This window comes from Weissella koreensis KACC 15510 (genome assembly GCF_000219805.1).
In the GTDB taxonomy this organism is placed as follows: domain Bacteria; phylum Bacillota; class Bacilli; order Lactobacillales; family Lactobacillaceae; genus Weissella; species Weissella koreensis.
This window is the reverse complement of the sequence record NC_015759.1, coordinates 629368-642600: the sequence shown is the minus strand read 5'-3', so window position 1 is coordinate 642600 and position 13233 is coordinate 629368. Positions and strand designations below refer to the sequence as shown.

At 34.5% G+C, this 13233-nt stretch carries 14 protein-coding genes; 12 read left to right on the top strand and 2 right to left on the bottom strand.

What is annotated here, in order from left to right:
* The first annotated feature begins 91 nt into the window (after window positions 1-91).
* From WKK_RS03125 to WKK_RS03105, 5 genes are all read left to right on the top strand, one after another.
* Entirely contained in the window at window positions 92-1612 is a 1521-nt protein-coding gene (locus tag WKK_RS03125; RefSeq protein ID WP_013989424.1) for an ABC transporter permease/substrate-binding protein, read from the top strand.
* 7 nt (window positions 1613-1619) lie between these two features.
* A complete protein-coding gene (locus tag WKK_RS03120; protein ID WP_013989423.1) occupies window positions 1620-2579 on the top strand; it encodes an ABC transporter ATP-binding protein in 960 nt (319 codons plus the stop codon).
* Between the two features lie 293 nt (window positions 2580-2872).
* Entirely contained in the window at window positions 2873-3298 is a 426-nt protein-coding gene (locus tag WKK_RS03115; protein WP_013989422.1) for a nuclear transport factor 2 family protein, read from the top strand.
* A 28-nt stretch (window positions 3299-3326) separates the two neighbouring features.
* Window positions 3327-3674, top strand: a complete 348-nt coding sequence (locus WKK_RS03110) for an MmcQ/YjbR family DNA-binding protein (protein WP_081461280.1) — start codon at window positions 3327-3329, stop codon at window positions 3672-3674.
* Between the two features lie 164 nt (window positions 3675-3838).
* Window positions 3839-4162 carry a DMT family transporter gene (locus tag WKK_RS03105; protein ID WP_006846056.1) on the top strand — a complete coding sequence of 108 codons (324 nt, stop codon included), beginning with the start codon at window positions 3839-3841 and terminating at the stop codon, window positions 4160-4162.
* A gap of 86 nt (window positions 4163-4248) precedes the next feature.
* Here WKK_RS03105 and WKK_RS03100 read toward each other — a convergent pair whose 3' ends face one another.
* Entirely contained in the window at window positions 4249-4767 is a 519-nt protein-coding gene (locus tag WKK_RS03100; protein ID WP_013989420.1) for a dihydrofolate reductase family protein, read from the bottom strand.
* A gap of 449 nt (window positions 4768-5216) precedes the next feature.
* On the opposite strand from WKK_RS03100, the gene WKK_RS03095 reads away from it, so the two are divergent.
* The 5 genes from WKK_RS03095 (at window position 5217) to WKK_RS03075 (ending at window position 9436) form a co-directional block, all read left to right on the top strand.
* Window positions 5217-5399, top strand: coding sequence for a hypothetical protein (locus WKK_RS03095; RefSeq protein WP_006846054.1), 183 nt, complete (start codon window positions 5217-5219; stop codon window positions 5397-5399).
* Window positions 5392-6498 (top strand): SLC13 family permease, encoded by a 1107-nt coding sequence (locus WKK_RS03090; RefSeq protein WP_013989419.1) that lies wholly within the window; start codon window positions 5392-5394, stop codon window positions 6496-6498. Before WKK_RS03095 ends, WKK_RS03090 begins: the two co-directional genes overlap by 8 nt.
* 492 nt (window positions 6499-6990) lie before the next feature.
* The gene (gene rbsK, locus WKK_RS03085; RefSeq protein ID WP_006846052.1) at window positions 6991-7926 is read left to right on the top strand and encodes a ribokinase; all 936 of its coding nucleotides are present in this window, start codon (window positions 6991-6993) and stop codon (window positions 7924-7926) included.
* Between the two features lie 29 nt (window positions 7927-7955).
* Window positions 7956-8378 carry a D-ribose pyranase gene (rbsD, locus tag WKK_RS03080; RefSeq protein WP_006846051.1) on the top strand — a complete coding sequence of 141 codons (423 nt, stop codon included), beginning with the start codon at window positions 7956-7958 and terminating at the stop codon, window positions 8376-8378.
* Window positions 8379-8521: 143 nt separating this feature from the next.
* Window positions 8522-9436 (top strand): GRP family sugar transporter, encoded by a 915-nt coding sequence (locus WKK_RS03075; protein ID WP_013989418.1) that lies wholly within the window; start codon window positions 8522-8524, stop codon window positions 9434-9436.
* 216 nt (window positions 9437-9652) lie between these two features.
* Here the strand turns inward: WKK_RS03075 and WKK_RS03070 are convergent, their stop codons facing one another.
* Window positions 9653-11203 carry a YfcC family protein gene (locus WKK_RS03070; protein WP_013989417.1) on the bottom strand — a complete coding sequence of 517 codons (1551 nt, stop codon included), beginning with the start codon at window positions 11201-11203 and terminating at the stop codon, window positions 9653-9655.
* A 190-nt stretch (window positions 11204-11393) separates the two neighbouring features.
* On the opposite strand from WKK_RS03070, the gene WKK_RS03065 reads away from it, so the two are divergent.
* Both WKK_RS03065 and WKK_RS03060 read left to right on the top strand, forming a co-directional pair.
* On the top strand, window positions 11394-12677 hold the full coding sequence (locus WKK_RS03065; RefSeq protein WP_013989416.1) for a sensor histidine kinase: 1284 nt from the start codon (window positions 11394-11396) through the stop codon (window positions 12675-12677).
* Complete coding sequence (locus WKK_RS03060) at window positions 12674-13228, top strand: response regulator (protein WP_013989415.1); 555 nt, start codon at window positions 12674-12676, stop codon at window positions 13226-13228. The genes WKK_RS03065 and WKK_RS03060 overlap by 4 nt, the downstream gene beginning before the upstream one ends.
* The last annotated feature ends 5 nt before the right edge of the window (window positions 13229-13233 follow it).

Genomic DNA, 13233 nt, shown 5'->3' with positions numbered 1-13233 from the left:
TAAAAGGCAAAATACCTTCAAATTAATATTAACATTTAAATATATAACGAGTATAGTTTCATATATTGCTTAAATCAATTAGGGGAATAAAATGCAAAAATTAATACAAGTCATTATTGAACGAAAGACAGATTTATTATTGGCGTTATGGCAACACGTACAGATTTCAATTATAGCGCTCGTGATTGCTATGTTAATAGCAATTCCATTAGCTATTTGGGTTGTCAGACATCGACGTTTTTCAGAATTTTTTTTACAACTAACTAGTATTTTACAAACAATTCCATCGTTGGCATTGTTGGGATTATTAATTCCATTTGTTGGAATTGGAACGTTGCCTGCGATCATAGCGCTCGTTGCTTATGCTTTATTGCCTATTTTTCAAAACACATATTTAGGTATATCAGAAATTGATCCATCAATTGAGGAGGCAGCTGATGCATTTGGAATGTCATCAGCACGTAAATTATTTAAAGTTGAATTGCCGATTGCAATGCCCCAAATAATTTCGGGGATTAGAACGGCTCTAGTTTTAATTATAGGAACTGCTACGTTAGCTGCCTTGATTGGTGCTGGTGGGTTGGGTACTTTCATTATGTTAGGGATTGATAGAAATGATACTTCGCTATTGATTATTGGGGCGGTTTCGTCGGCCATTTTAGCGGTTACTTTAAGTTTAGTGGTCAGGTGGTTTCAGTCTATTAAACCAATTCATGCAATACTTGCCTTTTTAAGTCTGCTCTTGCTGATTGGTAGTGGAAGTGTTTATACTACTTACTATAATCGCATCGAAAATATTACAATTGCTGGGAAACTTGGCTCAGAACCGGAAATATTAATTAATATGTATAAGGAATTAATCGAAGACAATGATGAACATGCGAATGTCCAATTAAAACCCAACTTTGGGAAGACCACTTTCTTATTTAGTGCATTACAAAATGATCAGATTGATATCTATCCAGAATTTAGTGGATCAGTATTGGAAACATTAGTTAAAGGAAAAGTGGCGAAACATCAAACGGCTCAAGAAACTTATGATTTGGCGAAAAATATGTTAAGTAAAGAAGATAAGTTGACTTATCTTAAGCCAATGCAATATAACAATACTTATGCATTATCTGTAACTGAAAAATTTAAAAAAGAAAATAACTTAAATAATATTAGTGATTTAGCTAAAATCAATGGTTTACTAAAACCCGGAATGACATTAGAATTTATCGATCGTGATGATGGAATGCGGGGACTACAAAAGGCTTATGGCTTTAAGGTATCAGCTAAGTCTATGGAGCCAGCGTTACGGTATGAGGCGATAAACGATGGACGAATTAATTTGGTGGATGCTTACGCAACTGACAGTGAACTTAAGGAGTATAACTTAGCACTTTTAAAAGATGATAAAAATTTCTTTCCGGCTTATCAAGGAGCCCCTTTGATGAAGACAAAATTTGCTAATCAACATCCTAAAGTAGTCAAGGCTTTGAATAAATTAGCTGGGAAAATATCGAATCAAGATATGCAAGCAATGAACTATGCGGTGAATGTAAAGAAAGAGCCGGCTGCATCTGTGGCACATCAGTATTTGGTTCAGCATGACTTGATAAAGGAGTAACATTAGAATGACTATTGCAATTGAATTTAGACATGTTAAAAAAGAATATCAAGCACAAAACGTTATTCAAGATTTGAATTTAGCTATCAATAAAGGTGAATTATTCGTGCTGGTGGGTGAATCTGGAAGCGGAAAGACTACAACTTTAAAAATGATTAACCGATTAGAGAAACTAAATGCCGGTGAGATTATAATTAATGGAAATGATATAGCTAATCTTTCTAATCGTGAATTGAGACAAGATATTGGTTATGTATTACAACAAATTGCCTTATTTCCTACCATGACCGTTGCTCAAAATATTGCCGTTATTCCTGAAATGAAGGGGATGAATAAAAGTAAAATTAATGAAATTACGCATGAATTGTTAATGGATGTTGGATTGGATCCAAAAAGTTATTGGAATCGAAAACCTAATGAATTATCGGGTGGTGAACAGCAAAGAATTGGGATCTTACGTGCCATTGCAGCCCAACCGGATATTGTTTTAATGGATGAACCATTTAGTGCATTGGATCCCTTATCGCGGCAACAACTGCAAAATTTAGTCATAAGAATGCATGATAAATATCATAGTACCATTGTTTTTGTTACTCATGATATGAATGAAGCTTTAAAGTTAGGCGACAGAGTGGGGATCATGAGTAAAGGTGAAATTGTCCAAGTTGATACGCCGACCCAGATTGCTCAAAATCCAACGAATGATTTTGTCCGTAATTTTTTCAGTGCCAGTCGAGCTAAAAATATTTATGATATTTATCTCGGCCGTGTTGGGATTGTTCAAGGGTATCTAACAGAAAAGCCTATCGGTGAAATTAAGACTTTAGATGAACAAGCTACATTGAGAGATACTTTTGCTGTATTAGCCGAATATGAATATGTTGCTGTAACTGATAAGACCCAAATTTTAGGGTACTTAAATCGGAAACAAATAATTGCATATTTAACTCAACATGAAAAAGATTAGAAAAATGTTTGGTTTTATATATTTGATGGGAACAGTTGTTATGATTGTTCTCATTTTTATTTACGACCATGATTCTTTACTTGAAATTTAGAGATGCTTAATAAAAATAATTCATATTTTTGTAAATAAACATTTGATTGTCTTGTTACGTTATAGTTTATAATAAAATGTACATTAAAAAAGACAGATAAAAAATGAGGCAAAAGAGTGGAAGGTAATTAATTCTACATAGGATTTGATTCCCACCGTTTGCACCAGATGTTAAGAAACTAAAAAGTAATAGGAGAATTATGATGAATAAAGAAAATAATTTAGAAGAAAAAATAATTTCACTTGAAAAAGGTGCTTTGGATAAGTGGTTTAAAGGGGATACATCAGGTTATCTAGATATCTGGTCAAAGAATCAGTTTTCTTATTTTGATGGAGCTGTGGAACATCGTGTGGATACATATAATGATATTAAAGAAATGGTTCTAAAAAATGTAGAAGGAAAATTATTTGCTGATACATATAATTTTGAATCCCCACGGGTGCAAGCAGTCGCTGATATGGCAGTTCTAACTTATCAATTGTATGCAAAAACTTCGTTGATTGACATGCAATATAATTGTATTGAAGTGTATCAGTTAGAAGCAGATGAATGGAAAGTAATTCATTCAACTTGGTCATTCATCAGACCGATGGATATGGATTTTAATCAAGCTAAGGGAATTGTATAATTTAATTTTTTTAAAGATGGGGGAAATAATGATGAAAGAACAAGAATTGATAGATATGATCATTTCTGAGACGGATGCATATTTATCATATCCATTTAATAAGCCTGGTACAAAATCAACGATTAAATGGTCGATTTTAAAGCATCATAAAAATAATAAAATTTTAGCTATGGTCTATATCAAAGATGATGAGCTATCATTGAATGTTAAGCTTTTACCCGAGCATAGTGAGAGCTTAAGGACGTTAAAAGGCGTAGAACCTAGTTATCATATGAATAAAAAGTATTGGACCACCATTTTAATAAATAATACAGAATTAACGATAAAAGAGATCAAAAATATTATCCAAGAAAGTAATGAGCTAACGAAGACATAAATTACATTAATGGGCAAAGAGCATCGATATATTATAAAATTGATTTTGAGGTAGTTATAAAATAATGTTATATAAATATTTTTATGTTGCTTGGGAGACATTGTGGTGAATCATCATCTTTTATTGATCAGTTATATTGGATATGAAATCAGAGGGATGAATTTATGAATTATTTATTATTGGCTTTAGCAATTGTTTCTGAATTAATTGGAACCAGTTTATTGAAATATACAGATGGATTTACAAAAATGTACCCTACAGTTGCGACTTTGTTAGCTTACGTGGTCTCGTTTTATTGCCTATCGATTGTAGTTAAAGCTCTACCAGTTAACGTTGTATATGCAATTTGGAGTGGAGTGGGGATTGTCTTAGTGACTTTAATCTCAGTTTTTGTATTCCATAATTCTATTAATTATCCAACGATCTTAGGAACGGGGCTAATTGTGATTGGGGTAATTTTAGTAAATATGTTTGGCTCGGGCCATTGATTAAAAGATTTAGATAATTAAAAGCATCTGGATAAGATGCTTTTTTTATTAGTTAAATTAGTAAATTTGAATTAAAAAATTAAATGTTATTTAACAAGATGTAATTCCGTTAATTCACCCATTTGTTTCACTGATTTAAGATTGAATTTTTGATAATAATTACCAGGTTCAAATAATTTTTTACCTTTTCCCAATAAGACGGGGGCAATTTGTAACCAAATTTCATCTAACATGTTATTTTCTAATAATACTTTGACAATAGATCCGCCACCAATAATCCAGATTAACCCTCCGTCGAGAGCTTTTAAGCTATTAAATATTTTGATAATATCACCAGCTACAAAAGATGTATCCTTATTGTGATTTAAAATATGATGTGAAAAGATAATTTTTTCCTTCCCAGGATATAACTCATTTCCTTTTAGATATTTTTGAGTTTCTTGGTAGGTGATTCGTCCCATGACGAATGTGCTGACATTTTTTTCGAATTCTTCATAAGTTGATATGCCATTAAGGTCACTTTGAAAAAGCCAATCTAAATTATCATTTTGGTCTGATAAATACCCATCGAGGCTGACTTCACCGTAAAAAACGATCTTTCTCATTAGTAGTTCTCCTTTTTGCATTCAATATAACATTAAGTTATAGAAATAAATAATAAAATGATCGATGGTGAGAAGTTAAAAGTATGTACATTAGGATGTCTATATTTATATAATTGATGTTTTGTAATTGTTTGAATTACGACAATTTGCAAGGGTAAAAATTGGATCAATCTAAAACGTATTTAAATGTGTTAATTTTTATAAAATTTAAAAAATATATTTGTAAAGATTGTTACAGAAAAACACTAACTTTGAAAAGGTATTCACGTCTTGAAGTTCGTGTTTAACTGCATTTATAACTTTTTTATGAAAATAAACGATTAAATAGTTTCTAAAGACAGATAATGTTATAACATCATAGTGTGAATGTTACAGTTTAGCGTTTGATTAATAATAGCAAATTTCAGATAATAGAAAGGTTGAGTTTTATAATTTAAGGAGATTGTAGCATGACACATAAAACGCATACGAGCCGTTCAATTACAACGGGAAGTATCGCAGTGGCTAGTATTCCTGTAATGATGATTTCAGCAGGAATAACAGCATTAATGGCTGCAAAGGCGTATCAAATAATTCGATTAGCAAACGCATACGGCACAATGTTGGAGAAAGAGAAGCATCTTAATGATTAATCGTATCTTTACATACTTGAAAGAGGATGTAATGTTTACGGCTAGTATGGTGTTAGCTGTGATTACATCTCTTCTGGTTCGTCCTGACATTGGGGCGGTCAATTGGCATACTGTTTTTAGTTTAATGACTATGATGATTTGGGTAGGATTTTTAGAAAAAGCTGGAATTCTGCATACCGTTTCAGTTTGGTTAGTGAACCGAAGTCATCATGCGCGAACATTAATGACAAGTGTTACATTTCTATCTTTTTTTGGGGCAATGTTGTTATCAAATGATATCGCGATCTTAACGATATTACCTATTTATTTAAAATTAGCTGATCAACTAACAACCCGTTTAAAGGTCGTTGGTTCGACTTTGGTTATCATGGCGGCTAATTCTGGGGCAATTTTGTTTCCTTTTGGTAAATCGCAAAATCTATATATGTTTGTACACTATAAGATTAATGTCATTCAATTTTTTGAATGGTCAGCATCGTTAACGATTGCTACCTTAGTTTTAATGTTTATCATTACGCGCTTTGTTCGAAGTACACCAATCCAAATTGATTTACCAAAACCAGATAAAATTCATCGGGGACGTTTGAGCCTTTTGACGGTTACTGGAATTATTTTAATTATTACGATTTTTGGTTGGACACCGTTTAATCTGGTGGTGCCATTAATCTTAATCGCCTTTTTTCTATATAATCCCAAGATGTTTAACTTAGTGGATTTTGGTTTATTGGCAACGTTCATTTTCTTCTTTATTGCGACTAATAATTTAGCTCATTTAGAAGAGGTAAAACATTTAATTGAAACCTTGTTTGATACCAAGTCTCACGTTTTATTTGGAACATTCTTCTTAAGTCAATTTATTTCAAATCTACCTTCAACGATTTTGATTTCAACCTTCACAGATCATGCTTATGATTTATTTATTGGATCAAATATTGGAGGATATGGATCAATTTTCGCCTCAATGGCTAATTTAATAGGGTATCGTGTTTTCCGTCAGTTAGATCCTAAGTTTTCTTGGACCTTCTTAAAAGTTTTCATGATAGTTAATTTTGCTTTTGCAGCGGTGTTACTGTTGATTTTTGGACTTTGGAGTCTATAAAAATAAATAATTATATAAAGAAGCTGTATTTATTTGTACAGCTTCTTTTTTATATGAAAATCCATAAAATTTGTGATAAACAATACAAAACCCATAAAATTTGATTTAATTCAATTTTGGGTGAGATTAAAGTAAAGAAATTCAAACAAAATGTAAGTAATTTTCATGGTCAATTGAATTTACTAAAATTTCAAAAGAAATATGAAAATAATCAAAATTGCTTGTATAAACCATTAATATGATAATGTATATATAAAGTATATTAAAAAACATGCATTAACCGATTACAAATAAAACGTTTAACTAAAATAGATAAAACGTTTAACATCTAATAACCACAACGTTTGAAAAAAACATTCAGAAAACGTTTACAAACAAAAAAAGGTATATTATAATATATTTATTGAAATTTGCTTCACATTGCTTGTCAATTTATACGGACAGTTAAGTGGTGCTACTAAAAAATATACTAAAGAAATGAAGGATAATTTAATGGCAAAGATTATTACTGTTTTAGGCTCAACTAACATTGACAAAGTTGTTTCTGTACCCCGTTTTGGAGCAAGTGGAGAAACTCTTCACACTCCAAATCATCAAGTTGAAGCAATGGGTGGAAAAGGTTTGAACCAAGCCGTAGCCGTAGCACGTTCAGGTGTTAAGACTAACATGATCACTAAGGTTGGTGCTGAATTTGACACTGCTAAGAGCATGAACGTAGCTAATTTGAACACTGAACATGTAATGGTTTCTGAAACTGAAGAAACTGGACAAGCATATATCACGGTTTCTGCTGAAACTGGAGATAACATCATCCACATTTATGGTGGAGCCAATGCTGATATGACTGCTGCAGATGTTCGTGCACATGAAGATGCTATTGCTGAATCAGACTTCGTAATTGCACAATTAGAAACACCAATGGAAACAGTTATTGAAGGATTCAAAATTGCGCACGAAAATGGCGTAAAGACAATCTTGAACCCTGCTCCAATGCCTGAAGTTGGTGGTTTGCCAGCCGAATTACTAGAATTAACTGACATTATTGCACCTAATGAACATGAAACATTCTTGTTGACTGGGATTGAAGTGACTGATGAGCACTCAATGTTGCACAATGCGGCTTACTATTTCGAACGCGGAATTGATACTGTGATCATTACTATTGGTTCAGAAGGATCATTCTTCATGCGTGATAATGGAACTGAAGGAATTGTGCCAGCCTTTAAGGTTAGTGCTGTTGATACAACTGCAGCCGGAGATACATTTATCGGAGCTACTGCAACTCGTTTGCACGCTAACTTGGATAACTTAGCAGAATCAATGCGTTACGGTTCAGCTGCTTCATCTTTGACAGTTTCACGTGCCGGTGCACAACCAAGTATTCCAACTGAAGACGAAGTTTTGGCTGTTTTGGAAGCACACAAATAATTAATTAATTATTGAATTGGAGATAGATTATGCGTAAGACAAATCTTTTAAATACTAAGTTATCAAATGCCATTTCAGAAATTGGGCACACACAATGGTTAACCATTGGTGATTCAGGTCTTCCAGTTAAAGATGATGGTCGTAAAATTGACCTTTCAGTAGTTCGTGGACTTCCTTTGTTCATTGATGTTTTGGCTGCAACTCTTTCAGAAATGAAAATTCAAAAAGCCTACTTGGCTGAAGAAATTAAGACTGACAATCCAGAACAATTTGCTGCAATTCAAGCTTTGTTGGATGACGATGTTGAAGTTGTATTCATTTCACATGATGAGCTTAAAGCGATGAGCCGTGATGATAATAATATTGCGACAGTTCGTACTGGTGAAATCACACCATTCTCAAACATTGTTTTGGAATCAAACGTTGATTTTGCTGGAGAAGCAATTAAATAATAAATATTAATGCTTTTAGATTAAGAAGCGGGTATCGACAAATTGATTTCCCCAATTTAGGGGATTGTTAATTTGTTTTATGGTTCGCTTCTTTAATTTGGAAGTTTTTACGATGTAATCAATTAGAATAGGATGATGAAAAAATGAATATGTATGGATTGCTTTTCTCGCTATTAGCGATTATTGGTTGGAGTGCTTATCCAACTTTTGTTTCTTACTTTGGTGGTAAGCCCGTTCAAGGTATCTTTGGAGCTACTTGGGGAACATTTATCGTTGCCATTGTGCTTTCATTAATCATGCAAATGCCAATGCTACACGGAGCTAACTTCTGGTTGGCATTCTTCTCAGGGGCTGCATGGGCCTTTGGTAACGTTTTGACAATCTTCGCCTTTGGGATGAAAGATAAAGCCGGAAACGAATTGGGATCAGCTAAGGCAATGCCAATTTCAACGGCCTTCCAAATCACGGCTAACGTTGTTTGGGGTGTTATCATGCTTGGTAACTGGGGCCCTGTTTCATCAAAGGTTTATGGTTTCCTTGCCGTAATCGTAATCTTGGTTGGAGCTTACATGACTACTTATCAAGAAAAGAAGTCAGCTGGAAATAAGCAATTATTGATGAAGGCTGTTGGTGTTTTGTTGATTGCTCAAGTTGGTTACTCACTTTATGGAATTCTTCCACAATACACACGTGGAACTGATGGATTACACATGTTCTTGGCCCAAGCAATGGGAATGGCTGCCTTTGGTTTGATTCTTGGAATCTATGAAGTTGCTAAGAACCACAACAACATCTTCAAGCAAAGCGTAACTTACAAGCAAATTTTCTCTGGTTTCTTCTTTTCTATGGCTGCCTTAGGATACTTGGTTTCTGCTCAACCAGCAATGCTTGGTTTGGCAACTGGATTTGTGCTTTCACAAGTTTCAATTGTTGGAGCAACCGTTTCAGGAATTATTGTAATGCACACTAAGAAGACTCAAAAAGAATGGCTTGTAATTGTAATTGGGTTGGTCTTGATCGTGCTTGCTGCCGCTGTTACTGCTTTCTTGAAAAATTAATTATAATTAATAACTGAAAATTAAATTTAATTGAACAAACAATAAGTGCGATTAACTTTAAATTTGTTTCACGTTATTAAAAGGCTAGGACAATTGTCCTAGCCTTTTTTGTTTTTAAACGTACTCGAATTGAGATTGTAACTGATTAAAACCTTAATAAAAAACTTCGCTGACAATTAAGTAGCGAAGTCTTTTGAAAATAGATAAGATTTATTTTTATGAATAGACCAAAACTTCTGCAACTAAGATAATAGCTCCGAAGCCTAAAACAAAGACTACCACAGGCCAGACAAATTTAAGCCAGTGTGAGTATTTCATATCTAACATCTGCAAAGTGGCCATCACTAAGCCGGTTGGGGCTAAGAAGAGCATGGCATATTGTCCGAATTGATAAGCTGTGACTACGACGAAACGAGGAATGTCGACAGTATCGGCTAAAGGTGCCATGATAGGCATCGAAAGAACTGCTAATCCAGATGATGAAGGTACAATGAAGCCTAAAACGAAGAAGATTAAAAGCATGGCCAAAATGAAGATTGGACCGCTCATATGGGTCACCAATGATGATGAAAATTGTAGCATAGTATCTGAAATCATTCCTTCATTTAAGACGATATTGATTCCACGAGCTAATCCGATAATGAGTGAAACTCCTACCAAACTTGATGATCCAGCAACAAAGGCATCTACCACACCCTTTTCGCCAATTCCACTTGGTCCGGTGGCAGTTAGGAACATAATGAAGATTGCAAAAGTTAAGAAGGAAGCTGCCATTGTAGGGAACCACCAACCTTGAGACATCACACCCCAAACCATGAGTGGGAAAGTGATAACGAAGAGAATTAATATTAATTTTTGTCGAAAGTCAAAGATTCTAGCAATACTATTTTGTTCACCGGTCACCGACCACATTTTTTCAAATTGGGTTCGATCCTCATAGGCATATGAAAAACTGGGATCATTTTTAACTTTTTTACTATACCAATAAAGATAAGCAATAACGAAGCAGGCGGCAACTACACAACCAACAATTCGCCAAGCAATTCCTTGGGTAAAATTAATTCCAGCGGCATTTGAAGCAATGACCACGGAGAAAGGATTAATTGTGGAGAAAGCTGTCCCGACTGAACTAGCTAAGAAGATGGCCCCTACACTGACAATCGAGTCATAACCCATGGCGATGAAGACGGGAACTAAAATGGGATAAAAAGCTACAGCTTCTTCCTCAATTCCACACAAGGTTCCTCCTAAGACCATGAGGACAGCGACCAAGAAGATCAACATAAATTCGTGCCCCTTGGTTTTTTTAGTTAAGGCCATAAGTCCGGATTCAAAAGCCCCACTGGCTTTTACGACTCCGATCAAGCCACCCAAAACGAAGATAAAGACCATAATATCGACCGCTTCGATGGTGCCTCGAACCATACTGTTAGGAATGGCGACGACACTAGCAGGCCGTTGCTTGTGACGACGATAGGTCCCTGGTACGGAAATTTCTTGGGTGATTCCGCCGCTTGTAAATTGTTTAATATCAATTTTGACCCCTAATTCTTTTAATGAATCTTGGGTAGCAGGTAATTTATGAGTGGGTCCATCCGGAACGTGGACTTTCAACTGCTTGCTGGGTTGATCATAGGACAATTTGGAGTAACTTCCAGCAGGTACAAACCAAGTGGCCAAGACGACTATCACGGTTAATAAGAATAGAATTACGAAGGCACCTGGCATTTTGAGCCTAAAATGTGCATGTTTTTTAAGACCAGTCATACGAATTCACCTAAACCTTTATGATTAAATTTGTAAAGGTAAGAAGACAATTTCAAAAAATGCAGTGTTTAAATTATTTAGGAAGAGGGTGCTTCCTTGACACTTGGCTTCTTATTTACAATAATATTATAAGTAAGCGGTTTCAAAAAACTTCACTAAGCTTCAAAAATAAAACTAAGAAGGATTGATAATGGGTCTAAGAATGAATCGATTTGGTCGATGGCAAAGAATTTTAGTAGTGGCTTTATGTGTTGCTTTGGCTTCGCAAGTTAATTTTGAAGCATTGATGCCCGGTTTTATCGTAGCTTTTTCACCATTGCTATTACCAGCTTTTTTATATTTTAATACCGATTTAAATCCACTTTCACTTGTCGGGACTGTGGCGCTAGCATCCCCTATTTTTCGAGGATTACTTTTGTGGCTTAGCCATTCAGATCAGATTACGACGATTGGATTGTTAACCTTGTCAGATATTGGGTTCTATGTTTGTTATGGCGCTTTATATTATTGGTTGTATTGGAGGCGTGGTGGTTGGAACGATTTAACCTTTTTCTGTACGATTGTTTTGTGTGATTATGGTGCTAACTTATTTGAAATTGGCATAATGAATCAGGGTAATTTTGCAGATTACCATTTTTTCCAATTATTGTTTATTGTGGCTTTGCTACGTAGTACGTTGGGTTGTATATTTGCTTTTGGTTACCATTATTTAAATTTAATGATGCGTAAAGAAAAACATGAGAAACAATATTATCAATTTGTTTTAGCGGCTGCCGCAGTTAAAAATGAATTATATTTTATGCAAAAAAATGTCGATGAGATTGAGCGAATTATGCAGAATGCTTATTTTTTGAACCAAAGTCTACAGGATGAAAATCCTACTGCTAGTCAACGCGCTTTAGAAATTGCTCGTGATGTCCATGAGGTTAAGAAAAATTATCGAAATGTAATTACGGGTTTGGGTGAACAATTTGATTTAAATCAAATGCAGACCATGCATTTAACTGAGATTTTACGAATTGTTATCTCCGATCTGCGTGCTACCATTAAGGAAAGACAGTTAAATGTAATAGTCCAGGCTCAAAATGAAGTTGAAGTTGTGGTGGGTAAACATTATGCGCTGGTAACAATTTTATCTAATTTATTATTAAATGGGTTAGAAGCAATGTCTAATCAAAGGTCAGGGCGGCTACAAATTAATATCAGTCGTATGAATAATGAAATTATTTTTGAAATTGATGATAATGGGGTGGGAATGGATCCAGGTGTTCAAGCGGCAATTTTTCAACCAGGCTTCACGACTAAATTTGATCTGCAAACAGGCGACGTCTATCGAGGAATTGGTTTATACCATACGAAAAAAATTATCGAGGAACAATTTCAAGGCAAAATTACAGTTGAATCAAAGCCGGGTGAAGGAACTACTTTTACAGTGTATCTTTTGCAAAGTAAGATGGAGGATGTGGAACAATGAATTTCTTTATTGTGGATGACGATGTTTCTGTTCCTTTAGTTTTAAAACAAATTATTGAACAAAATTTTGATTTCACCGTGGTGGGATGGGCTAATTCTGCCCGAGAAGCTTTGGATCAGTGGCTGGCCTTGGATGTTGATATTTTATTAGTTGATTTATTGATGGCTGAGATGTCTGGAATCGATTTGGTTAAAAAATTAAAGGTAATTCAACCCGATTTGCGAGTTGTTATGATTTCACAAGTTCGCTCGTCTCATTTACGTGAGGATGCTTATCGTGGTGGGATCGAATTTTTTATTGATAAGCCTATTAATGTGATAGAAGTTAAAACGGTTTTAGAAAAAGTGGTACAAAATCTCCAAATGGAACAAAAATTAAATCATATTCAGAATTTATTAGGCGATCAATCAGCTTCGTTACAAGTAGTGGTAGATAAAAAGATGATTCAAAAAGAACAACAAGCTAAAATGCGTTCGATTTTAAATTTATTAGGAATTGCGACGGAGACTGGAGTATCAGATATCTTGTTTATTGCTGAAATTATGTTATAAAAGCA

Excerpts from the sequence above, each read along its gene's own strand:
- WKK_RS03075 (WP_013989418.1), top strand. The coding sequence starts at position 8,522 with ATGAATATGTATGGATTGCTTTTCTCGCTATTAGCGATTATTGGTTGG.
- WKK_RS03115 (WP_013989422.1), top strand. The coding sequence starts at position 2,873 with ATGAATAAAGAAAATAATTTAGAAGAAAAAATAATTTCACTTGAAAAA.
- WKK_RS03095 (WP_006846054.1), top strand. The coding sequence starts at position 5,217 with ATGACACATAAAACGCATACGAGCCGTTCAATTACAACGGGAAGTATC.
- WKK_RS03125 (WP_013989424.1), top strand. The coding sequence starts at position 92 with ATGCAAAAATTAATACAAGTCATTATTGAACGAAAGACAGATTTATTA.
- WKK_RS03060 (WP_013989415.1), top strand. The coding sequence starts at position 12,674 with ATGAATTTCTTTATTGTGGATGACGATGTTTCTGTTCCTTTAGTTTTA.
- WKK_RS03070 (WP_013989417.1), bottom strand. The coding sequence starts at position 11,203 with ATGACTGGTCTTAAAAAACATGCACATTTTAGGCTCAAAATGCCAGGT.
- WKK_RS03110 (WP_081461280.1), top strand. The coding sequence starts at position 3,327 with ATGATGAAAGAACAAGAATTGATAGATATGATCATTTCTGAGACGGAT.
- WKK_RS03065 (WP_013989416.1), top strand. The coding sequence starts at position 11,394 with ATGGGTCTAAGAATGAATCGATTTGGTCGATGGCAAAGAATTTTAGTA.
- rbsD (WP_006846051.1), top strand. The coding sequence starts at position 7,956 with ATGCGTAAGACAAATCTTTTAAATACTAAGTTATCAAATGCCATTTCA.
- WKK_RS03105 (WP_006846056.1), top strand. The coding sequence starts at position 3,839 with ATGAATTATTTATTATTGGCTTTAGCAATTGTTTCTGAATTAATTGGA.
- WKK_RS03120 (WP_013989423.1), top strand. The coding sequence starts at position 1,620 with ATGACTATTGCAATTGAATTTAGACATGTTAAAAAAGAATATCAAGCA.
- rbsK (WP_006846052.1), top strand. The coding sequence starts at position 6,991 with ATGGCAAAGATTATTACTGTTTTAGGCTCAACTAACATTGACAAAGTT.
- WKK_RS03100 (WP_013989420.1), bottom strand. The coding sequence starts at position 4,767 with ATGAGAAAGATCGTTTTTTACGGTGAAGTCAGCCTCGATGGGTATTTA.
- WKK_RS03090 (WP_013989419.1), top strand. The coding sequence starts at position 5,392 with ATGATTAATCGTATCTTTACATACTTGAAAGAGGATGTAATGTTTACG.